Genomic DNA, 22,452 nt, shown 5'->3' on the forward strand with positions numbered 1-22,452 from the left:
GCCTTCGACCGCCGCGAGATCCGCAACCGCATCCGCCAGGGCCAGGTCGAATTGCGGGCGCATCTGAAGGTGCGGACGGAGCGCTTGCGCTTCCAGCCGCGCCCGGTCGAGCCCCCGACCGACAGCCTCGCCAATCTCAACTTCCGGCTTTTCTAGTGGTCCGATTCCAACATTCGCATCCCTTCTCAGCGGGCACATTTGCGAATGTCAGAATCAAGGGACCACCGGCAAATATTGGTTGCTGGCGGAGTTCAGGATTTGACATTCGCTGGATGAGCTCGCGGCTAGATGATCAGCGAATGTTAGATCCACTCCACTAGAGGCCGGAATTAGAACTCGAAGTCGCCGGTCGACTGCCGCGCCAATGCGCGCAGGTCAGCGATCGTGCCGCGCACGGCGTTGCAGCGCCGGCAATAGACCTCGGCTCCGTCGCTCGCTTCCGCGGGATCGATCGGCTTGATCGAAAGGCCTCCGCAGACCTCGCAGACGATCTTCAGTCCGCCTTGCGTCGCGGTGGGATGATCGAGCAGTCCCATCGGTTTGCCTCTAGTGCCCACTTTCCGAAGTTCGTGTTCCATCGCAGCACCCACTTTCACGAACTTCGGAAAGTCATAGGCGCTCGAAAACTTATGAATCTCGTACCGCTTTATCGATCTGAAGTCCCTGATCGAATTCGCCGCCCGTGGTGCAGGGACTTCAGATCGGCGGTACGAGCCATGCTTTTAAATGATGACTGTCATTCTATTGACAGTCCCACTATGCGCTGTATTTTGGAAAACGTCAAGTTTCCTAATCTACCTTACCGCAGGCGGTTAAGAATTCCGCTTTTACGGCAGAGGGTTAAGCCAAAAGAGGACCGCCATGACCCGCCATTCCACCGCTTTCGAGGCCGAACAGGCTCTTCCGGCCGAAACCGTCCAGAAGCTGGTTTCTCCGCCGGCCCAACTGCCGGAAATCCCTGTGCCCGCAACAGGATCTTCGAGGAAGGACAAGCTGCGCCGGCTTCTGATGGCGGGAGCCGCGGTCGCTGTGCTGGCCGGCGCGTCCTGGTACGGCTTCGACTATTGGACCGTCGGCCGCTTCCTGGTCTCGACCGACGACGCCTATGTAAAGGCTGACAACACCACCGTTGCCCCGAAGGTCTCCGGCTATCTTCACGAAGTGCTAGTCGGCGATAACGAGCGCGTTCGGGCTGGTCAGATGCTGGCGCGGATCGATGAACGCGATTTCAGGGTCGCACTCGACCAGGCCAAGGCAGATGTCGCCGCCGCGGAAGCTGCGATCACCAGCAAGCGGGCCCAGCTCGACGTGCAGCAGGCCATCATCGACGCGGCCCGGGCGACGCTGGATGTTGACACGGCGTCAGCGACTTTCGCCACACAGGAGAACAAGCGCTATACCGACCTCGCCGCCACCGGCTACGGCAGCGTGCAGAACGCGCAGGCTGCGCAATCGCGCCATGCGGGTGCGCAGGCTGCGATCGAACGTGACAAGGCGAACCTCGCTTCGGCCTTGAAACAGGTCGAATTGCTCAAGGCAGAGATCGTGCAGGCCACGGCGGCCGCCTCGCGCGCCAACGCCTTGCAGCAGCAGGCTGAACTCAATCTCTCTTACACCACGATCGTCGCACCGATCGACGGCGTGGTCGGCAACCGCACGCTGCGCGCCGGCCAGTATGTGCAGGCGGGCACGCAACTGATGTCGCTGGTGCCCACGAGCGGCGCCTATGTGATCGCCAACTTCAAGGAAACACAGCTCACCAACGTGCAGGCCGGACAGCCGGTCGACATCGAAGTCGATATGTTCCCAGGCAGGCCGGTGCATGGCCATGTCGACAGCCTCGCACCCGCCAGCGGCCAGGAGTTCGCGCTGCTGCCGCCCGACAACGCCACCGGCAACTTCACCAAGGTCGTGCAGCGCATCCCGGTCAAGATCCTGCTGGATTCGTCGAGTGTCGAATTGCGTCCGGGCATGTCGGTGATCCCGACCATTCAGACGCACAAGCATCAGCCACTGTCGGCAAGCGCGCCAGCCTTGGACACCCACGCCAGCGTCGCACTGCTCACATCGCAGAAGTGATGCCGGAGAAATGGCGCCGAAAAAGAGACCACGGGTGACGTCATGTCAGACCTCGCACTCTCGACCTCTTCCGCAACCCCTCGCCGCATCGTGACATCAGCGGTAACACCCGCGGCTCCAGGTCGGGCCAGCGCAACCGTCTGGATCTCGGTGATGGCCGCCATGATCGGCGCGTTCATGGCGATCCTCAACATCCAGATCACCAATGCCTCGCTCTTGAACATCGAGGGCGGCATCGGCACCGGCGTCGACAACGGCTCGTGGATCTCGACCTCCTACCTGATCGGCGAGATCGTCGTCATTCCGCTGACCGACTATCTCAGCCGCGTGTTTTCCTTTCGCAAGGTGATCCTCGCCTTCGCAAGCCTGTTCGCGGCCTTTTCAGTCGCGTGCGCTTTCACCCACGACCTGCCCTCGATGATCGCGATGCGCGGCTTCCAGGGCTTTTTCGGCGGCGTGCTGATCCCGATGGCGTTCACGCTGGTCTTCACCAAGCTGCCGAAGCCGCAGCAGCCGATCGGCTTGGCGATGTTTTCGCTGGCGGTGACCTTTGCGCCGGCGATCGGTCCGACCATCGGCGGCTACCTCACCGAGAATTACGGCTGGCAGACCATCTTTTTCGTCAATGTGATCCCGACCATCGTGATGGTGACGACGCTCTATTTCACGCTGGAGCGCCAGCCGTTGCAGCTTGGCTTGCTGGCCGAAGGTGACTGGTTCGGCATCGCGACCATGGCGATCGGCCTTGCCTCGCTGCAGGCCGTGCTCGAGGAGGGCAACAAGGACGACTGGTTCGGCTCGCCCTTCATTGTCAAGCTCGCGGTCGTCGCCGTCGTCAGCCTAACCCTGTTCATCGCCAACGAACTTCTCATCGAAAAGCCGTTGCTGCGTTTGCGCCTCCTGACCCGGCGCAGCTTCGGCTTCGGCACCACCTCCGCGATCTTCCTCGGCTTCGCCTTGTTCGGCACGGTCTACCTGCTGCCCGCCTATCTCGGCGAGGTGCAGCACTATAATGCCGAGCAGATCGGCGCCGTGCTGGCCTGGACCGGCCTGCCGCAGCTCATTTTGATCCCGCTGGTACCGAAGCTGATGCAGCGCTTCGATATCCGCTTCATCGCCTTTACCGGCATGAGCCTGTTTGCGGTCAGCGCCTTCATGAACACGACGATGTCGCTGGATTACTCCGGTGACCAACTATTCCTGCCGAATATCGTTCGCGCGGTCGGTCAGGCGTTGACACTGGCGCCCTTGAGCGCCCTCTCGCTCGGCAGCGTCGCGCCGCAGGATGCGGCTGCGGCCTCCGGCATTTCCAACATGATGCGCAATCTTGGCGGCGCCGTCGGCACCGCGCTGCTCGCCACCATCGTCACCAAGCGCGAACAATTTCACTCCAACATCATCGGCCAGTCGGTTCACCTCGGCCGCGAGGAGGTTCGCGCCCGGATCGAGCAGATGACCAATTTCTTCCTGTCGCATGGCGTGACCGACACCGCGACCGCGCATCAGCAGGCGGTCATTGCGCTCGGCAACACCGTCAAGCAACAGGCGCTGGTGATGGGCTTCAGCGACAGCTTTGCGGTGGTCGGCGTGGTGCTGGTCATCGCCGGCATTTTCATCCTGCTCACGGGAAAGCCGAAAGGCGGAGCTGCGGCGGGGGGCGGACACTGAAGCGATCGGGTGCCGATATGCACGCCTCCAACAAAGCACTATGTTGTAAAGTAACGGCAAAAGCCTGCAAACCCAGGTGCACCGAACAGTGAACGAGTGTTAGGGCGTGAACTCGTAAGGGTGGGATGCCGACTTTTGACGCCTAAGCAGAAATCTACCGCTCAACCAAAAATGGCCGGTTTGACCCATAGCCGAATTCGGCCCCCACTAGAGGTCTCGCGGATCAACTTTCGACATGGAGACCGCGGCTTCCAACGCAATAGTGGCTGCTATGGTCGGATCGAATGAATTGCTATTACTTAGGAGGAGATACTGTGCTGCTAGAGCAAACGTCCATCCCCAGAACAGAGGCTGCACTTCGTACTCGGCGAGAAGCTCATGCATCGCCTTCCAACCCAACTGCAATACGTCATACGGCGTTTCTCTAGGTAGGAACGCGACGGGAACCCTAGGCACCCCAAAAGCCTTTGTGCCAAGGACCTTGACGCTATGTGACGCCATTTCGCGAAGATCTGGTAACTGTTTGGCTCCTGCACTAAGAGCAGCCCCCCCAATCAAGGACCATACTGAAATCTTGCTGTGGGGAGAGCCAAACAAACCCTCATTCAACAAGTCACCGAGATAGTAGCTTTTGCCGTCCGTTGTCTTAACCACCACAAAGGCTTTGTCTTCCGAAAGCTTGCCCGGTTTGACGAGAGCCTCACGGATCGCCATCTGGACGCCGAACCCGGAGAACGCGCCGAGGGCGTTGTATATGCACGTATAGTCGATGGTGCCGTCGCTCCCTCGGTACTTCGCAACAATCTTTTCATTGACCGCATTTGCTGCTTTCTGAAACGGCGGGGGCGAGTTGCCTTGGCCCGTGATACGTTCGACTTCCATGTTTCCTCGCTTGTCGCCTCGCCTACGGGCAGCATCCATATTAGTTGAACATTAATACTGCACAACTGAAACGACAGTAAGCGCTGGGAGAGCGTCTGCTTCTGGCCCTGAGCTGAACAGCATGTTCGCGCTCGGCACGTCGGTTGTCAGTGTAAGACCGGAAGCCGCTGACATTCGGCCAAATAGCCGCCGATGACCCATCTCAGAAGTGAATAATCTCCAGACCCGCGCTCCCTTGTCCACTTTGCCTTACCTCGCTCTAAGCCCGCGTCATTCCTGTGGACACCACCTCCACCAGAGTTCAAGTTGTTTTGCCGCCTTGTAAGCTGGGTTCGAATTCAAAAGGAAGCTGACATGAAGATCAAGCTGCTGATCACGGTGGTGATGTCGTCGGCGGCCGGCCTTGCCCTCGTGGCTTCGGTCCCGGCGGCTTTGGCCCAAACGCCGCCGCCGCCGGCAGCAGCGGAAAAGCCGGCCGCGCCAAAGAAGAGAGCCGCGCCAGCCAAGGAGGTGGCGCCGAAAGGCGTTTCGATTGCCGAAAAGGCCCAGAAATGTCGCAAGATCCCAGTTGATCCCCAAGCCCGGCTGGATTGCTACGACGCTGCTGTCAAGCCGGAGCTCAATCCGAATCCGCCGCCGGTCAAGGGCATCCGGGATTGCCGCCACCTCGTCGACAAGAACGATCGACTGGGGTGCTTCGACGGCTTCGCCGAACAGATTCCAAAATTCACGCATTAGAGCGTTTTCGAGCGAAATGAGAACCGTTTCGCGTGAAGAAAACGCGTCAAAACAATAATCTAAAGCCTGGTTTTGATTCAATCAAAACCAGATAGGCTCTAGGGCGCGCGGACGTCAACGTTCCCTTTTGCTTCGCTGTCGAGGGATAAGCGGACATTGCGGACACGCCCTCGAACGCCCCAAATTAAACCTTGCCTTCTTGCTGGCTCATGACCTGATTTGCCCGGCGGGCAAATCACCGCGGGTGATGCGTGGCCAGTGTCCAGCCCTATCAGCAAAAATATTTCGCTTAACCCGTCGGGCAAATCATCTCTACAAGCCCCGCCCGTCCCGCCTCGGCTACAGAGGGGCGTATCGCGATCGTCACGAACGTTGGGTGCGGGATGCAGTGGACGCGGGTTGCGGCGCAAGACGGGCGCCGCCACAGCGTACGGCGAAGTCGTGTGGGCCTGATATCCCGACGCTGATATCACGCTGGCGACAATGCTTTCGCATTGCGCCGGCAACGGAGACAAAAAGCCCGGTCTCCGGGGCGAGCACGAAGGAAACCGTTAAAACCATTGCGCAGGGAAGGCCGGGCGTTTCCGGCGAACCTGTGGTGACTTACTCGTGTGCTTTTTTACTTTGCACGCGAGGCCGCGGGTGCGCATCGAGCACCCGGCTTTCCCTGCGCCCTCTCAATTGCAGAAGGGCGATTTTACGAGGGCCCGGGTGCGATTTGCATCGCGGGAATGCGGACGCATGTCATTGCGAGGAGCTCATGCGAGGACCTCTCTTCGCTCGCTGTGCGAGCTACGCGGGGTAGAAGTCCGCCAAAGCGCTCTTCCGCGAAGGCGGAAGCAATCCAGCCTGGATCGCTTCGCTATCGCTCGCGATGACGAGAGCCTGGCTGTTTGACAAGTGAACAGGTTGGGAAGACCACCCTTGCCGGTGGCGTGGAGGTCGGTCGTCGCCCGCAGTGCGCTTACGAACGGAGGTTCGTCATTGCTTGGCGGAAGCTACGGCCTTCGACGGCGCGGTTTCCGGCATCAGGATCATGGCGCATAGCCCGGCAGCAGTGGCGAGCAGCAGATACCAGGCAGGCGCCAGCGCGTTGCCCGTCACTTCGGTCAGCCAGGCGACGACGAGTTGCGCGGTGCCGCCGAAGATCGCGATCGCAACCGCATAGATGGTTGCAAAGGCACCGCCGCGGATGTTTTTCGGCAAGCCTTCGACCAGGCCGACGTAAAACGCGCTGTAGGGGATCGAGCCGATGAGCGCGAGCAGGCCGAGGCCGCCGAGAAGCGCGGCCGAGCTGCGGCTTTCGACCACCCACAGGAAAACCGGATAGGTCAAGAGAAGCGCGGCGAGTTGCGGCCAGACCATGACCGGCCAGCGGCCGGCGCGGTCGGCGAGCCAGCCGCCGAAGAAAGCAGCCGCGATGCCGATCGCATTGCTGACGACGGTGGTTGCAAAGGCAAGCGGCGCATCGACGTGCAACGTATGCTGCGCATAGGTCGTCATGTATTGCGTCACGTAGGTGATGATGGTCCCGCTGGCGAGAATGACGAGTCCGAGGCCGAGCAAGCGGGTGTTGCCGCGCAATGTCTTCGCAGCCTCGACATTCTCAGCCGTTATCGCCGGAGTCTCGGCCCGGTGCAGCGTTTCGGGCAAGGCGCGGCGCAGCCAGAGTCCGACCGGCAACGTAGCGGCGCCGAGCAGGAAAGCGATACGCCAACCATAGGCGTCGAGCGCCTGGCTTGTCATGGTCAGCGAGAGGATCTCGCCCACCAATGCACCCGCGGTCGCCGCGACCTGCTGGCTTGCCGGCTGGAACGAAACCGCGAGGCCGCGGTGTTTGGCTGATGCCGCTTCCATCAGGTAGGCGGTGGTTGGACCGACTTCGCCTCCCAATGAGAAGCCCTGCGTCAGCCGCGCCAGAATGACGATGATCGGCGCGGCGACCCCGATGGCGTCGTAGGAAGGCGTGAGCGCCAGCACGAGGATGGCGACGCCCATCATCGCAAAACTCAGGATCATCGCCGGCCGGCGCCCGGCCCGGTCGGAATACGAGCCGATCACGACGGCGCCGATGGGCCTGGTTACAAAGCCGGCGCCGAATGTCGCCAGAGACAACAAAAGGCTGGCGAACTCGCTTTGCGACGGAAAAAACGTGTGGCCGATCTGCGTGGCGAAGAAGCTGTAGGTGACGAAGTCGTAGAACTCGAGCATGTTGCCGATCGTCGCGCCGAGAACGGCGCGGGAGGTCAGGCCCTTATCCCCAGCTTCGTTTGAAGGCGGATGCGAGTTCACCGGCCTGGATGCGGTTGCCATGTTCTGATTGTCTCTCAAGCCGTCGAAGCGGGACGATCGAGGCGGTCAGTCCTTGCGCCGGGAAGCCTTTGCCGTGGTCCGCGACGTTTTGACGGTACGCGTGTCCCACAGTTTGAAACCGCCCTTGAACGCATTGGCATTGTCTCCCAACCGCGCCTTTCGTGGCAAGCGTCCAAGCTTCAGAGCATTGCCGCCCCCTAGCACGACATAGTCGGGCTCCAATGCGGCGACGAAGTGCTTGACGACATCGGCGACCTTGCGTCTCCACTTCTTCTTGCCTGAACGTTCGAGACCCGCCTCACCCACCTCATCCTCGAACGTCCGGTCCTTGCGATAGGGTAAATGGCCGAGCTCCATCGGCTCAAGAATGCCGTCGACAATCATGGCAGAGCCGAGACCCGTGCCGAGCCCAAGGAACAGCATGCGGCCGCCTTCGTAGCTGCCGAGAGCTTGCATGAGGGCATCGTTGACCACGCGTGTCGGATGACCGAACGCCTTTTCAAAGTCAAAGCCAATCCATCCGTGGCCGAGATTATGCGGCTCTGCCAGAGGCCGGTTATGGATGACAGGGCCGGGATAACCGACCGAAATAACATCATAGGACCAATCGGCGGTCAGGCGCTTGACCTGCTTCACCATCTCCCTGGCCGACAGATGCGGTCCGGAAACGAATTCGCGTTTGGTCAGGCCGTGACTGTCCATGACTTTGACGTGGGAGCCTCCGACGTCGACCGCCAGAACAGTTTGCCGCCGCCTCTGCTTTCCCGGTTTTCTCATCAATGGATGGTATCATTCCGGTAAGAAGTTCCGAAAGGGAAACACCGCCGGGGCTTTGGGGTTGCGATATCGCGGAAGGTTTTTCGGCAAAAAATTCAAGCTAGAACTTCGATTTCCGAAGTTCGCAAGCTGTTGTGGCGGGCTCCGGTGCGAACTTCGAAATCAAAGTCACATGAAACGACCGGCAGACGAGATCGTTGGTTGATTGAAACCTGGATCAGCCGCATGTCACCTCATACCCCGTCGTCTCGTACCATCATTGTTACCGGCGCTTCGGCCGGCGTAGGCCGGGCAATTGCGCACCGCTTTGCGCGCGCCCACGACCGCGTTGGCCTGATTGCCCGCGACGAAGAGGCCTTGAAGGAGGTCCAACGCGAACTTCGTGCGATGGGAGCGGAGGCCGAGTACGAAGCCGTCGACGTCGCTGACGCCAATGCCATGTTTGAGGCGGCCGAACGCCTGGAACAGCGGCTTGGCAAAATCGACGTCTGGATCAACGACGCCATGGAGACTCTGTTTTCCACGGTCGCAGAAACCGATCCCGGTGAATTTCGCCGGGTCACAGAAGTGTGCTATCTCGGTTTCGTACACGGAACGATGGCGGCGCTGAAATCGATGCGGTCGAGTCGCCGCGGCCGCATCATCCAGATCGGATCGGCTCTGGCCTATCGAGGCATCCCGCTTCAGGCGGCGTATTGCGGAGCCAAGCACGCCATTCGCGGTTTCACCGACGCGCTCCGCGCGGAGCTGCTTCATGAAGGGTCGGGTATTCATGTCAGCATGGTCGATCTGCCGGCGGTGAACACGCCGCAGTTCGATTGGGCAGCGGTTCATTTGCGCAACAACCCTCGTCGAATGGGACAACCAATCCAGCCGGAAGTTGTCGCCAAAGCCGTGTTCCAGGCCGCCCGCGGTTCAGCGCGGGAATATTGGCTGGGCTGGCAGACCCTCGCGACGATTCTGGCCAACACCATCGCTCCCGCGTGGCTTGACCGTTATCTCGCGCGCAAGGCCATCGCGGGCCAGCAGACAAACACTCCGCTCGCGCCCGGACGCGAAGACAATCTCAATCACCCCATCACGCGGCTTCATCGCACCCATGGCTCGTTCGATGCGATATCCGCTTCTCATGCCCCGCTGGTCACAGGAGAAGTGGCTCGCGTGGGGACCATTGCAGCCGGAGCTTTGCTTTTCTTTGTGCTCGGCGCCATGGCCGGCCGCTGGCACCGTCGCACCTGATCGCGGGTTACCGGTTCAATCGCGCGGATGCGAACGACGTCACAATTCTCCGCGCTGGGCCATTGCCTTGATGCGGTCGGCGGTGCGGCACGCGATGGCCTGAATGGTCAGCGAAGGGTTTACCCCGCCGACTGTCGGGAACACCGAACCGTCGCAGATCCAGAGATTGGGAATGTCCCAGGAGCGGCAATCGGCATTGACGACGCTGCTCTTGCGATCGAAGCCCATTCTTGCCGTTCCGTTGAGATGACAGGTATCGTCGGTCTCATCCCAGATGTCACGGGCGCCCGTTGCCTGCAGCGCCTGGCGCATGAACCGCAGCGAGTGCGCAATCAGCCGCTTGTCGTTGTCGCAGAAAGAATAGGTAACGCGGGGAATGGGCAAACCATATTGGTCGAGCTCGTCGGCTAGCGTGACGCAATTGCACTCCTGCGGCAGTGATTCGCCAACAATCTTGAGGCCGACCTGATGGTTGTATTTTTCCATCTCGTCGAGAAGCGCTTCTCCCCAGAGCCCGCGTTTGGAGGACTGGGTCGTTCCCCATGCAATCGGAAGCGGGCCCTGGCTCATATAACTATAGCCGCCGTGGAAATCCTTACCCGTGTCGGTGTAGTTCCAGTGTTCGGTGATGGCCAGTGACGGCGGGCCCTTGTACGAACGGATCTCGCGGTCGCTGACGCCCCAGACCGCCTGATTGGACTGAACCATCAGATTCTTGCCGACAAGGCCCGACGAATTGGCAAGGCCTTGCGGGAATTTTCCGCTCGCGGAATTGAGCAAAAGCCGCGGTGTCTCGATCGAATAACCGGCAACGACGACGTTTCGCGCCTTCTGGAAGCGCCAGCGCCCCTCGCGCAAATAATGCACGCCGGTGACCAGGCCGCGGTCGTCATGTTCGATCGAGCCGACCATGGCGAGGTCGCGAATCTCCGCTCCGGCCTCAAGCGCACGCGGTAGCCAGGTCACGAGCACGCTCTGCTTGGCGTTGGTCGAGCAGCCGATCACGCACATCCCGCGATAGACACAAGGATGCGCCAGGCCGCGCGGGGCAGAAAGCGTCGCAAGCGGCGTCGCCGTCCAACCGATGCCAAGCGCTTCGGCCCCTTCTGCCAGCACCAGCGCGGCTGCGTTCAGTTCGTGCGCGCGATACGGATAGCGCGGGCGTTTCGGCCCCAGGGATAATTGACGGGCCCCGAGACCTTCAGGGCCTGCTCGACCTCGGCGTAATAGTGCCACATCTCGCGCCAATCGAGCGGCCAGTCCGCGCCATAGCCGAGTACGCTGAGCGACTTGAACCATTCGGGCCGAAACCGCAGCGACACCATCGCGAAATGGACCGTCGAGCCACCGACGCTCTTTCCCGAATTGTTGGAACCGAGCTGCAGCGGATTTTCACCGTCGACGATGCGCTCGTCGGTCCAGTAAAGCTTCGATTGATGCATCTCATCCGAGGCAAAATCCTCGAGCGGGCGCCAATAGGGCCCGGCATCGAGTGCTACGACGGAAAAGCCGTGCTCGGCGAGCTTGCAGGCCAGCGTGCCGCCGCCCGCGCCGCTACCGACGATGGCGAAATCTACCGGCTCGTCCTCGGAATATTCGCGCATCGCCACCCAACCACTCGGCCGGAACACGTCGGGTGCACGCCCATTGATAGCGCGAGGTGAGCTTTCAGCCGACATGTTCGTTCTCCCGCCGCGCTTCCTCTTCGCGACCAGGTCTTGCCTCGGACGCCTCCCAGGGATCGCGTCGATCGAAGTTCATCCGGACATAGCCGCGCGGGCTTGCCGGCCCGCCGAATCCAATTTCGCTCCAGGATGCCGGATGCGCAAAATATGCCGTGACGACGTCGTGCAGCAGACGTTTGGCGAAGAACAGCTGCGGTGACAGTCCCTCCCAGGCTGGGCTCGCAACCTCTCCCTTCTGGACCTTGAGCAGCACAACGCGCTGTTGCTCCTGCGCCAATTCGCAAAACGGCTTGCCGCCTTCGAGAGCGGCCTCGGCATTGATGGCCGCAAGGCCCTTCCGCCACGCCTCGCTTTGTGCGGGCAAGCGCGCATCGCGGTAACCGTCGCCTTTGCCGGAATAGAGCTTTTGGTCGACCATGGCCGCAATCGGCACCTTGGGACAACGATGATCCGGCTGCGGTATGATCTGGTTGCAGACCGCACACAGAGTTTGCCACTCGGCTTCATCGCAGAACCGGTGAAAATCCGCGTCAATGGCGAGCCGCGCGTCGATAACCTCGCGCGTCTGGTCGTTCCAGGAAGGGGAGTTACGCTTATTGAGGACGTTGTATCCGGGATAACGTTCATTCATGTCGATTGGCTTCATTGTTCGTCGTCTGCCAGCGATAGGGCTGCAAGCCCGGCGAGCGCGAGGCCCGTGAACGACGGCGGCGCCGGTAACGGAGGTCCATTGAGGACGTTCTGGCTCCAGTTGCGCCAACCGCCCATCTGACGAGAGACGCCGTAACCGTGAAACGCAACACCGGCGAAGCCGAGGAGCGCGGTGAGATTGAGACAGGCCTTTGCCGCCAGTCGGATCGTCTTGCCCGGGTTGATGACGCTTGCGGCCAACAGACCGCCGGCGACCGGCGGCAATGTGACGGGAAGAAACATGCCGGGATTTTGAAACGCACCACGAAAATGCAGTAACCCCGCCTCGGCAATCGTTCCTGCCAGCCCTACGGAGGTCAGCAAGCCGAGCGTCTTGCCCGCGGCGCGGCCAAGGATCCTTGACGAGCGCTCTTCTCTGACCTTCTCCGCGCCTCGACCGAGCGCGCCGGCAAGCGCCAGTGCAACAGGCGCGCCGACGGGAGCCGCGTAGAAGAGATTCAACCACGAAACCCCGCCAGGCCTTTTCAGGATATTGTACCCATGAAAACCGAGGCCGATCACGCCCGTCATCGCCGCAAGACCATAGATGCTGTCGCGCACGGCATGCGATCTTGCGCGCGTATCGACGACCCCAAACAGGCTTGCGGCGAGCGCGAGCGCCGATACACCCAGGGGAATATACATCGCGCGGTTCTGGAATGACCCGCGGTAATGCTCAACGCCGCTGTCCGCCAACACCGAAAACGAAAGCAGCGCGGCCCCGAGGTTGAGCTGCCTGCCGGCCGCATTTCGCCATTCTGCCTCGCGGCGCGATGTCGTTACAGGCCGCGCGTGGGTTCGCAGCAAATCTGATGTCGCATACTTCCGACGCAGATTACTCGCCGTAGCATGGAGCGAGGCGAGCCGATCGTGCTGCCTTCGGGCAATTCGTGCCGGTCTCATGTCAGCCCCTCCCCCGACACAAGATAGCGTGCAGCATCGGCCGACTTGAACTCGAGCCCATGGCCGGGCCGCGCGAAATCCGGCGCGATCGTTCCCTCCTGCACGGCCGGCGCGCCATCGAACAACATCTGCTCGATGCGGACATGATCGTGAAACCATTCCACGTGACGCAATCTCGGCACAGTGCAGGCCCCGTGGCGGTGCATGGCTGGCGCACAATGTGCCGACACATCGACGTGGCTCGCTTCCGCGAGGGCCGACACCTTGAGAAAGCCGATAATGCCGCCGCAGCGCGTCACGTCGACCTGGAGCACGTCGACGGCATCGCCGCATATTAGCCCGCGCGCATCATCGAGCGTAAAAATATACTCACCCGCCGCGACATCCATGCCGGCCGGTACGCGCTTGCGGACATCCTGCAAGCCCTGCACATCGTCCGACGAAACCGGCTCTTCAAACCAGCGGATATCGAGATCCCGCGTCTGCTCCGCAAAGCGCAGCGCCTGCCGCACGGCAAAGGCACCATTCGCATCGACAAATAGCTGGCATTCGCCGATGGCCCGGCGGGCGACCTCGGCGCGTTTCGGATCGCGCTCCGGTTCGCTGCCGATCTTCATCTTGACAAAACGGCACTGGTCAACCTGCGTCCAGCGACCGAGTTGCTCGCGCAGTTCGTCGTCCGAGTACGACGTAAAGCCGCCGCTGCCATAGACCGGCACATGATCGCGACAGCGGCCGAGCAGCCTTGCAAGCGACACCGACAGGATCTGCGCCTTAAGATCCCAGAGCGCGAGATCCAGTGCCGAGATCGCGCAACTTGCTATGCCCGAGCGACCGACATTGCGTACAGCGCGCTGCATCGCCATCCAGCAACCGGCGATATCGAAACAATCACGCTCGCTGATGGCGGGCCCAAGCATCTCCTCGATGAGGCTCACCGCCGAGGAATGCCCGTACGTCATGCCAAGGCCACGATGGTTGCCGGCGTAAACATGGACGACGACGAGAACCGTCGAGTTCCATGCCAACGTGCCATCCGCCTCAGGCCGATCGGTTGGAATACGATAGGCCGCCGCGCGGACCGCACTGATCATGGCCGCGCCTTTGCGTTCAGCCATTGTCCCGGCTCCCTCCGGGCAAGATCGATTCGAGAACCTGGCGGGCGGCTCCTGTAATCATGCCGGCTTCGTTGGGATCGCCCTTGATCATGGTTTCAGTGAACTTCTTGGCCTGCTGCAAGGTGATGTGAGGCGGCAGTGGCGGCACTTCCGGGTCGGTCTTGACCTCAAGGACGACCGGACGGTCGGCTGCGAGCGCCTCCTCCCACGCCGCGCTGAGCCGGTTCGGATTGTCGACATAGATGCCCTTCAGACCAATGAGCTCGGCGAACCGATGGTAGGCGCCCATCGAAGCAAGACCGCCCGACAACGATCCCATCATGCCGCGCCTGATCTTGAGATCGCGCGCGTACCAGTTGGCACAGGATCCGGAGTCGCTGGTGAGAATGACGCGGTCGGGAAGCTTGGGCGACAGCTCCCAGGCTATGCGCTGCGGGTTGACCGGCTTGGCCGGCTGCATCGCGCGCTCTTCAAGTGTCTTCCACCACTTGTCCAGATTGGCCGCAATCCGCTTGCGCCAGGCACCGTCGGCTTTCTGGTCGAGCAGCGGCAACAGCGCTTTCAGAGTTTCAGCGGCATCGCCGACCAGATTCACTTCCATGGGATAGCGCAACGAAAGCATGTCCGGCGCAATATCGATCTGGACACCGCGCGCCTTTCCCTCCTTCGGAAGAAATTCGGAATAAGGAAAACCTGAGCCGATCATCAGCAGCGTGTCGCATTCCATCATCAGATCATAGCTCGGCTCGGTGCCGAGCATGCCGATCGAGCCGGTCACCCACGGCAGATCGTCGGGCAGCACCGCCTTGCCGAGCAGAGCCTTCGCCGCGCCTGCACCGAGCTTGTCCGCAATAGCGATAACTTGATCGGTGGCGTTCATGGCGCCGGCGCCGACCAGCATCGCGACCTTCTTGCCGCTGTTGAGTACGTCAGCCGCTCTTTGCAGATCGGCTTGGTAGGGAACGGTTTTCGGCCGGGTAAACCCAACACCGGAATGAACCGTGCCGTGCGCGCGCGGCGGCTCTTGATAAGCGAGATCCTGCAGGTCGTTCGGTAGCACGATCGCCGTCACCCTGCGTTCGCCAAGGGCGGTGCGGATTGCCCGATCGACGAGGTGGCGAACCTGCGCCGGCGCGGACGCTTGCTGCACAAACGCGCCGGCAACATCCTTGAACAACGACGACAAATCGACTTCCTGTTGATAGTGGCCGCCCATCGCTGTGCGCGCCTGCTGCCCGGTGATCGCGAGCACCGGCATGTGGTCGAGCCTTGCGTCATACAAGCCCGTGATGAGGTGAGATGCGCCGGGGCCCGACGTCGCAATACAGACGCCGAGCTCACCGGTGAACTTCGCGTAGGCAGAGGCCATGAACGCGGCCATTTCCTCATGCCGCGCCTGGATAAACTCGATCTTGCCTCTCGCCCGATTGAGCGCACCGAACACGCCGTTGATGCCATCACCGGGATAACCGAAGATCCTGCGCACACCCCAGGCGTACAGGCGTTGAACGAGAAAATCGCCGACCGTCTGCGCCATCAGATCACCTTTCGCGATTGATTTATTTCAACGATCAACCGAAAAGCGCCGCCTCTGTTCCATTCAGCAGGAATCGTTTGTTCGGGTCGCGCAGAAGCGTCGAATTGAAAACGAGGAGGGTGCAGACGAGATGGTCCATCGACGAGCGGGCAATGGCCAGGCCCGCATTGTGCGCCTCGATGTGGAAATGCGCTCGCCGGCATCGGCAGCGCCCTTCTCTCAAGCTGGCGAGAGGGCCGTCCGGCCCGATCGGCCGGCGGCTCTCTCATCCAAGGACCGCTCGGACTATGAGCGTGACTTACTTTTTCTTCTCTGGCTCCCAAGCCGTGGTGGTCTTGTTATATTCAAAACCAGGCGCGCTTTTCAGACTGTCCTTGCTCTCGTCCAGCGTGAGATACCACTTGTCGTTTTTCTTTTCATTCTTGACGGATGTGAACGGCACGATCACGTCCTTTTCGCCGGCGCCTAGGAAGCCGCCGACCCCGACCACGAGCGCGGTCACCTTGCCTGATTTATCCATCAGCACGTCGTCCACACTCCCAATCTTCGATTGCTGCGGGTTGTAGACGTCTTGCTTGTAGTAGTCGGTGATCGTGACGCTGTCAGACGGGGCGGCTGACATTGTCGTGGTCGCCGCATGGGCTCCCGAAACCAACGTCGCGGCTGCGACGCAAGCGATAGCAAACTTGTTCATTGATATCTCCTCAGATGTGCAGATGTGTCTTGTCAAACCGAACGGTTTGGCAAATGTTCCACAGTTGGCGAGGTCCCGCAGGATTCTTCGGCGACGCCTTCATAGGCCGCTGCCCTGTTCGCCGGTCGTCACGGGAACTTTGACCGCCGGTTTTTCCTTATTATCTTGGCCCCTTGCTTGTTGCGCGCTCATGACCTCTTCGGCGTTACACCAGGATCCTTTCGATCTTCAGCGCTTCGTCGCGGCGCAAGATCCGATCTATTCGACCGTCATCGCCGAGCTTCGCCGAGGACGCAAACAAATGCACTGGATCTGGTTCATCTTTCCGCAAGTCATCGGGCTTGGACAGAGCTCGATGGCACAGCGTTACGCCATTCGCTCGCGCGATGAGGCGGCAGCCTATCTTGCGCATGGGCTGCTGAGTGGACGGCTTCTGGAATGCACCGAGTTGGTCCTCGGCCACCCCGAAAAGACCGCGCACGAGATTTTTGGCTCGCCGGATGATATTAAATTTCGCTCGTCGATGACGTTGTTCGGCGCGGTTAGCGCGCGGGCTATTTTTCAGACGGCGATCGACCGATTCTACGAGGGCGTTCCAGACGACACGACGCTGGCCATCATGGCAAATTGGCCGCCGACTGACCTTTAATTCTCCTTCTGCCGGGGCACCAGGATTCGGTGCCGCCATCGGGACTACTTCTCCCGCCTCCAGACCAAAGTCTACGTCGGCGACTGCAAGCCGCTCGAATTGACCCACTCGTCGATGTGTGCCGCCGTGTCAGCTCGGCTGGCTCTTTGCAGAAGGTCTTCCCTTTCGGGACCGGGAGGCAGCGAGGACGCTTGCCCGCGCACTTCTTCGGCAAACGCCATGAGCCGCTCCTTCAACGGGGTCGTTTGCTTAAACCGTCGTCTCTTTTTCATGGCCCACTCCATCCACATAGAGCGTCAGACTGGGATCAGAGTAGGGGCGGCGGCTACGGGCCGCGACAACCTAAGTTAAAAGCTGGGCTCGGTGAGTGAAAATGGAGGCACGAAAGTACGAAAGTATGCCTTTACGCCCGTACCGTCCGACGCGGTGCCGTCAAGCTAGCGACGGAACGATGTCAGGCCTCCCCGCTTGAGTTGCCTTTCATCGCGAAATGCCATGGCACGCGTTCCGATCGGTACATCGGGCTGGCATTACGATTCCTGGCGAAGTCCGTTCTTTTCGACTGATCTTCCGTTCAAGCGCCAGCTGAAATATTACGCCGGGCAATTTCAAACCACGGAGCTGAACGGCGTATTCTACCGGATACCAGGCATGGACGCCGTCAAAGCGTTGCGAGTCCAGACCAGCGACGATTTCGCCTTCACGAGATTCATCACGCATTGGAAAAGGTTGTCTGACAATTCGACCAACAGCCTCGCTTTGATTGAAGAACGGTTGGCCATTCTGGGCGAGAAGGCCGGTCGGTCCTGTTTCAATTGCCGCCGAATTTCGAGGCCGACGCGGATAGACTGTTGTCGTTTTTCAAGCTGCTACCGAAACGCCGCCGTTACAGCTTCAAGTTTCGGCATCCGAGCTGATATCAGCCGGCCCGCCGGCCTGAAAATTCCTTCGCGGAAAAATGCGGCGCATTGCCTTTCCGATCACCACGACGCCCCCGCGCCCTGGAAGCGCACCGCCGACTTCGTCTACGTTCGCGGTCATGGCCCGGCAGGGCAATACAAGGATCACTATCAAGATCCGACGCTGGTGTTAGAGTCACCGGACCACTAGCAAATATATGTGTCTAGTGGAGTTCAGGATTTGACATTCGCTTTCCGAACTCGCGGCTAGGCGGGCAGCGAATGTCAAATCCGCTCCACTGGGCACGCCAACCGCGCGGTTAGGAACATTGATCTGGGAGGCCTGTTTCTAGTGTTGGGCTGTGGGGTTCAAACCTGGAGACATCAAATGCGAACGTTCCTCATCGCAGCCGCGGGTCTGCTTGCGTGCACTCCCGCATTCGCCCAGACGAGCGCCAATCCGCCGCCGCCACAAAATTCCCAAATGACCGCGCCGCAGGTCCAGGGCGGTTCTCAGTCCACCTCACCACAAGCTCAACAAGATTCTCAATCAACCTCGCAGGCTCAAGCGCAGCAAGCGACCGTCGAGATCGCGAAGCAGATCAAGAGCAATCTCGAGCAGGCCGGTTTCAAGAACATCAAGCTGGTGCCCAGCGCGTTCATCGTTCGCGCGGTCGATCAGAACAACAACCCGGTGGTCATGCTCGTCAATCCCGGCTCGATCACCAAGGTAGGGGGATCCAAGGACCAGAATACGATCGGACAAGGCCCAGGCGCTTCGTCCAGCAACGATAGCGATCAGGCGAACGGCAACGATACCGCGAACGGTTCGGCACAGCCCGGTCACTGATGGCGACAACTTCTTGAGGGCGCGGTTCGCCGGCTGGCTTCGGATGCAGCCGGATTGATATCGCTTGCCCCGCTATTCGACCGAGACTCGAATAACACCGGCTCTCATCATGCCAAGCGCGCGGGCCGCGCTGAGCGATAAATCGATGACCCTCCCGCGAACGAACGGGCCACGGTCGTTGACCCGACAACGGATCGAGTGGCCGTGGTAGCTCACCCTCACGACGCTTCCAAGCGGCCTCGTGCGGTGAGCGCACGTCATTCCGTGCCCGCGGCCGCCATAATAGGAAGCCAAGCCAGTTTCGGCTTGGGCGGATGAGATCAAAAGAATCGGGAGGGCGGCAACGAAAGCCAGTCGATACATCGGGGTTCTCGCATATGCGTAACCCTGCCCGCCGCCCTATAAGCCGACAACAGTGGCCGCGGCTTGACCGAATCTAGGGCATTTCATGGAGCTCAACGCCGAGCAATGGCATGCGAATGTCGCCCTTCAAGCGCCGCGGTAACGGCGTTCGAGCTCATCATATTTCGGCTTCGCAACCGTCTGTTGGCGAACGGCGAAGCCGGCCAGACGATCGGCCACGGACGCAAGCGAGCCCTCCTGTTTCAATGCCGTCAGTATGTCATGTGAAGCCTTGAGGGCGGCCTGCAAGGCGGCATTCGCGTAGAGCACGCAGCCGAAACCGAGCTCAGCGAATTTTTGTCGCCCGAGTTCGGGCGTGCGACCACCAAACACGATGTTGGCGACCTGCGGCGCCGAAAGACTCCTTGCAATCTGGGCCAGTTCATCGACCGAGGTCGGCGCTTCGACGAAGGTCACGTCGGCGCCGGCTTCGATCATCGCCCCAGCCCGATCGATCGCGGCCTGAAGGCCGAGGATGGCGCGTGCATCGGTCCGCGCTACGATCTGAAGATCGCCGTCGCGGCGGGTGTCGACGGCGGCCTTGATCTTGGCCAGCATCTCTTCCAGCGGCACGACCTCCTTGCCGTCGAAATGGCCGCACTTCTTCGGAAAGACCTGGTCTTCGATCTGAAGTCCCGCCGCGCCCGCGCGCTCCAGCACCTTGACCGTGCGCACCATATTCACCGCATTGCCAAATCCGGTATCGGCATCGACCAGCAAAGGAACGGCGACCGCATCCGAGATCGCTGCAACGTGACTGGCAATTTCGGTCAGCGTGGTCAGGCCGATATCCGGCGCGCCGAGATACATATTGGCGACGCCGGCGCCGGTGACATAGACGGCCTCATAGCCGAGATCCTCGATGATCCGTGCGAACAGGCCATTGGCCGCGCCGGCGAGAATTGTCGCCTCGCGGCGATCGAATATGTTCTTCAAGATCGTCGTCGGCCTTGTCATGGCATTCTCCCGTCAAGGCCTATCCGGCCATCTCATCCGCTCGTCGCGCGAACCGCCTCACGAAGCGCAACATCAGCGTATTGGCCGCGATCGCAATCGCCACGATCACGGTCACGATCGCGGTCGACAGCGGCACGTTATTTTGCGCCATGCCGTTGACCAGCAGAAAGCCTAGCCCGCGCTGCGACGAAAACATTTCCCCGATCAAGACACCGAGCAGGCTCAGGGAAAAACTGATCCTCAGGCCATTGACGATATCCGGCAGGCACGCCGGTATCAGCACCCAGCGCATGGTGCGGCCGGGCGACAGCCGCAATACCCGCGCGGTCCGAACCAGCACCGGCGGCAGATTGCGCACCGCGCCCAACGTGAACAAGGTCATCGGCACCAGCCCATGCATGACGCCGAAAGCCACCTTGGCCGACATGCCGAGGCCAAACAGCAGCAACACGACCGGATATAGCGTCACTTTCGGGATAGTGTAGAAGCCGGCCAGAATCGGCTCGGCGACTTCTCCGGCAAAACGTCTGACGCCAAAGATCAAGCCAAGCGCGAGACCCATCAGCGCCGATAACACGAAAGCCAGAAGGAATGCTTCCAGCGTCGCGGCGGCATGGCTCCAGAACATCTCGGTGTGAAGCAGACCGGCGAGATAGACCAGCGTTTGCAACGGCGGTGCAATCGCGACACCGTGTGTCCAGGTTCCAATCACGTGCCAGAGCCCAAGCACCACCGCGATGAGCACAACAACGTCCAGGACGCGAGCCGGCCGGCGCGTGGCGGTCGCGGCTTGCGCCGTCTCCAGTGAGAGATCGCTCATCCCCGAGAGCGGCGCCGCGCCAGACGCCCCTCCCACATATAAAGTATCCCGTTGGCGATCACCGCAACCAGTAGCACGAACAGCATCGCGCCATACATGGTGCGGTTGTCAAAGCTCTGGTAGGCAAACGAAATGGCATAGCCGAGGCCGGAGCCGGACAGGATGAATTCGCCGGCAATGACGCCGATCAGCGCGTAGCTGAGTGCCAGCTTGAACCCGGTGAACAGATGCGGCAGCGCCGCGGGCAATACGATCCACCACAGGGTTCGGGCCGCCGTCAGCCGATGCACGCGCGCCACTTTCATCAAGACGGGTGCGACGCTGTCGAGCCCGGACAGCGTGCTGATCACAACTGCCGGCACAGCGGAAAGAATGCCCAACACCACCAACGGCGCCTTGCCCAGTCCGAGCAAGGCCACCAACAGCGGATAGAAGATGAAGGTCGGGACCGAGTAGTAGGACGCCAGCAGCGGATCGGCGACATCGCGCAACCGCGCAAAACGATGGATCGTCGCGCCAGTCGCTATGCCGAGGATGACAGCGAGCACAAACGCGATCAGAATCGTCGAGAATGTCGAGACGATGCTGGCATCGAGTTCGCCGGAGCCGATCTGACCGACCATCGAGGCGACCATATCGCTCGGGGGGATCACCGTCAGGGGATCGATGGCGCCGGTGCGGCAACCGACCTCAAGCATGGCGATCAACGCCGCCAGAATGGCCGCGCGAACGACAAACGCGGCGCGGCGTCGCCTCATGCCGCGTGGCCCATCGTCTTGAGCGACTCTTCGCGAAGTGACGACCACAATCGCGCCGTTAATGCACCGAATTTCGGATCCGAGATAACCCGGCTATCGCGATCACGCGGCCATCCGGTTTCGACCATGTCGATGAAATGGCCGGGCCGCGCGCTCATGACGCCGACACGGTCCGACAACATCGCAGCCTCGTCGAGCGCATGCGTGATAAGCAGCACCGTTGCGCCAGTCTCGCGCCAGAGTCGAAGGAGCTCGTCCCCCATCAGCAGCCGCGTCTGCTGGTCCAGGGCACCGAACGGTTCGTCCAGCAGGATGAGCCGCGGCCGCAACACCAGCGTCCGCGCGATGCACACGCGCTGGCGCATGCCGCCGGAAAGCTGCGCCGGGTAGTGACCGGCGAATTGCGCGAGCCCCATGAAGCGGATGGCGTGATCGACGCGGCCGGCGACTTCCTTCTTCGGCAAGCCGGACGTCCGCAGGCCGAACGCGACATTATCGCGGACGCTGAGCCAGGGCATGCTGGAGTCTTCCTGAAACACCACACCGACTCCGTCGGGCACCTCGCCGCGCAATTCCTTGTCCTCGAAATGCACGCTGCCGCTGGAGGGGCGGACCAGGCCGGAGATCACGTCGAGCAAGGTCGACTTGCCGCAGCCGGATGGGCCAACGACGGAGAAAAACTCACCGCGGCGTATTTCAAGATTGACCGGGCCCAAGGCATGCACGGCGGGCGGCCCGTCGTAACGGCGGACCGCCTCCCTCAACGATACGTGACACTGCCCCGTCACCGCGAA

General features: G+C 61.0%; 22 protein-coding genes and 1 pseudogene. 7 read left to right on the forward strand and 16 right to left on the reverse strand.

The features are described from left to right. Positions 1-329: 329 nt before the first annotated feature. Positions 330-536 carry a hypothetical protein gene (locus M6D32_RS10225; protein WP_298255782.1) on the reverse strand — a complete coding sequence of 69 codons (207 nt, stop codon included), beginning with the start codon at positions 534-536 and terminating at the stop codon, positions 330-332. 325 nt (positions 537-861) lie between these two features. Here M6D32_RS10225 and M6D32_RS10230 point away from each other — a divergent pair, with 325 nt between their 5' ends. Beyond that, positions 862-2,079 (forward strand): HlyD family secretion protein, encoded by a 1,218-nt coding sequence (locus M6D32_RS10230; RefSeq protein ID WP_298255783.1) that lies wholly within the window; start codon positions 862-864, stop codon positions 2,077-2,079. 42 nt (positions 2,080-2,121) lie between these two features. Further along, positions 2,122-3,747 carry a DHA2 family efflux MFS transporter permease subunit gene (locus M6D32_RS10235; RefSeq protein WP_298255784.1) on the forward strand — a complete coding sequence of 542 codons (1,626 nt, stop codon included), beginning with the start codon at positions 2,122-2,124 and terminating at the stop codon, positions 3,745-3,747. Between the two features lie 207 nt (positions 3,748-3,954). On the opposite strand, the gene M6D32_RS10240 is transcribed toward M6D32_RS10235, so the two are convergent. After that, positions 3,955-4,629, reverse strand: a complete 675-nt coding sequence (locus tag M6D32_RS10240) for a hypothetical protein (RefSeq protein WP_298255785.1) — start codon at positions 4,627-4,629, stop codon at positions 3,955-3,957. 354 nt (positions 4,630-4,983) lie between these two features. On the opposite strand from M6D32_RS10240, the gene M6D32_RS10245 reads away from it, so the two are divergent. After that, on the forward strand, positions 4,984-5,367 hold the full coding sequence (locus M6D32_RS10245) for a hypothetical protein (protein WP_298255786.1): 384 nt from the start codon (positions 4,984-4,986) through the stop codon (positions 5,365-5,367). Positions 5,368-6,348: 981 nt separating this feature from the next. Here the strand turns inward: M6D32_RS10245 and M6D32_RS10250 are convergent. Next, a complete protein-coding gene (locus M6D32_RS10250) occupies positions 6,349-7,680 on the reverse strand; it encodes an MFS transporter (protein WP_298255787.1) in 1,332 nt (443 codons plus the stop codon). A 45-nt stretch (positions 7,681-7,725) separates the two neighbouring features. Beyond that, positions 7,726-8,457 carry an ROK family protein gene (locus M6D32_RS10255; RefSeq protein ID WP_298255788.1) on the reverse strand — a complete coding sequence of 244 codons (732 nt, stop codon included), beginning with the start codon at positions 8,455-8,457 and terminating at the stop codon, positions 7,726-7,728. A 225-nt stretch (positions 8,458-8,682) separates the two neighbouring features. Between M6D32_RS10255 and M6D32_RS10260 the strand changes: the two genes are divergently transcribed. After that, positions 8,683-9,696: an SDR family oxidoreductase gene (locus M6D32_RS10260; protein ID WP_298255789.1), complete on the forward strand. Its 1,014-nt coding sequence runs from the start codon at positions 8,683-8,685 to the stop codon at positions 9,694-9,696. Positions 9,697-9,735: 39 nt separating this feature from the next. On the opposite strand, the pseudogene M6D32_RS10265 reads toward M6D32_RS10260, so the two are convergent. From M6D32_RS10265 to M6D32_RS10290, 6 genes and pseudogenes are all read right to left on the reverse strand, one after another. After that, positions 9,736-11,375: pseudogene (locus M6D32_RS10265) on the reverse strand (GMC family oxidoreductase). After that, positions 11,365-12,027 (reverse strand): gluconate 2-dehydrogenase subunit 3 family protein, encoded by a 663-nt coding sequence (locus tag M6D32_RS10270; protein WP_298255790.1) that lies wholly within the window; start codon positions 12,025-12,027, stop codon positions 11,365-11,367. Before M6D32_RS10270 ends, M6D32_RS10265 begins: the two are co-directional and overlap by 11 nt. Then, positions 12,024-12,974, reverse strand: a complete 951-nt coding sequence (locus M6D32_RS10275) for a hypothetical protein (protein ID WP_298255791.1) — start codon at positions 12,972-12,974, stop codon at positions 12,024-12,026. Before M6D32_RS10275 ends, M6D32_RS10270 begins: the two co-directional genes overlap by 4 nt. Beyond that, on the reverse strand, positions 12,971-14,092 hold the full coding sequence (locus tag M6D32_RS10280; protein ID WP_298255792.1) for an enolase C-terminal domain-like protein: 1,122 nt from the start codon (positions 14,090-14,092) through the stop codon (positions 12,971-12,973). Before M6D32_RS10280 ends, M6D32_RS10275 begins: the two co-directional genes overlap by 4 nt. After that, on the reverse strand, positions 14,085-15,629 hold the full coding sequence (locus M6D32_RS10285) for a thiamine pyrophosphate-requiring protein (RefSeq protein WP_298255793.1): 1,545 nt from the start codon (positions 15,627-15,629) through the stop codon (positions 14,085-14,087). The genes M6D32_RS10280 and M6D32_RS10285 overlap by 8 nt, the downstream gene beginning before the upstream one ends. Before the next feature lie 298 nt (positions 15,630-15,927). Next, complete coding sequence (locus M6D32_RS10290; protein WP_298255794.1) at positions 15,928-16,323, reverse strand: PRC-barrel domain-containing protein; 396 nt, start codon at positions 16,321-16,323, stop codon at positions 15,928-15,930. A gap of 190 nt (positions 16,324-16,513) precedes the next feature. On the opposite strand from M6D32_RS10290, the gene M6D32_RS10295 reads away from it, so the two are divergent. Beyond that, a complete protein-coding gene (locus M6D32_RS10295) occupies positions 16,514-16,972 on the forward strand; it encodes a DUF1810 domain-containing protein (protein ID WP_298255818.1) in 459 nt (152 codons plus the stop codon). 71 nt (positions 16,973-17,043) lie between these two features. Here the strand turns inward: M6D32_RS10295 and M6D32_RS10300 are convergent, their stop codons facing one another. Next, positions 17,044-17,193 (reverse strand): hypothetical protein, encoded by a 150-nt coding sequence (locus tag M6D32_RS10300; RefSeq protein WP_366145830.1) that lies wholly within the window; start codon positions 17,191-17,193, stop codon positions 17,044-17,046. A gap of 274 nt (positions 17,194-17,467) precedes the next feature. Here M6D32_RS10300 and M6D32_RS10305 point away from each other — a divergent pair, with 274 nt between their 5' ends. Both M6D32_RS10305 and M6D32_RS10310 read left to right on the forward strand, forming a co-directional pair. Continuing rightward, positions 17,468-18,082 (forward strand): DUF72 domain-containing protein, encoded by a 615-nt coding sequence (locus M6D32_RS10305; RefSeq protein ID WP_298255796.1) that lies wholly within the window; start codon positions 17,468-17,470, stop codon positions 18,080-18,082. 273 nt (positions 18,083-18,355) lie between these two features. Continuing rightward, on the forward strand, positions 18,356-18,721 hold the full coding sequence (locus M6D32_RS10310; RefSeq protein ID WP_298255797.1) for a hypothetical protein: 366 nt from the start codon (positions 18,356-18,358) through the stop codon (positions 18,719-18,721). Positions 18,722-18,793: 72 nt separating this feature from the next. Here M6D32_RS10310 and M6D32_RS10315 read toward each other — a convergent pair whose 3' ends face one another. The 5 genes from M6D32_RS10315 to M6D32_RS10335 form a co-directional block, all read right to left on the reverse strand. Next, entirely contained in the window at positions 18,794-19,084 is a 291-nt protein-coding gene (locus M6D32_RS10315) for a septal ring lytic transglycosylase RlpA family protein (RefSeq protein WP_298255798.1), read from the reverse strand. A gap of 126 nt (positions 19,085-19,210) precedes the next feature. Continuing rightward, positions 19,211-20,080, reverse strand: coding sequence for an oxaloacetate decarboxylase (locus M6D32_RS10320; RefSeq protein WP_298255799.1), 870 nt, complete (start codon positions 20,078-20,080; stop codon positions 19,211-19,213). 19 nt (positions 20,081-20,099) lie between these two features. Beyond that, positions 20,100-20,900, reverse strand: coding sequence for an ABC transporter permease subunit (locus M6D32_RS10325; protein ID WP_298255800.1), 801 nt, complete (start codon positions 20,898-20,900; stop codon positions 20,100-20,102). Next, positions 20,897-21,658 (reverse strand): ABC transporter permease subunit, encoded by a 762-nt coding sequence (locus M6D32_RS10330; RefSeq protein ID WP_298255801.1) that lies wholly within the window; start codon positions 21,656-21,658, stop codon positions 20,897-20,899. Before M6D32_RS10330 ends, M6D32_RS10325 begins: the two co-directional genes overlap by 4 nt. Beyond that, positions 21,655-22,383, reverse strand: coding sequence for an ABC transporter ATP-binding protein (locus M6D32_RS10335; protein WP_298255802.1), 729 nt, complete (start codon positions 22,381-22,383; stop codon positions 21,655-21,657). Before M6D32_RS10335 ends, M6D32_RS10330 begins: the two co-directional genes overlap by 4 nt. Positions 22,384-22,452: the final 69 nt, after the last annotated feature.

The organism is Bradyrhizobium sp. (genome assembly GCF_027307225.1).
GTDB lineage: Bacteria > Pseudomonadota > Alphaproteobacteria > Rhizobiales > Xanthobacteraceae > Bradyrhizobium.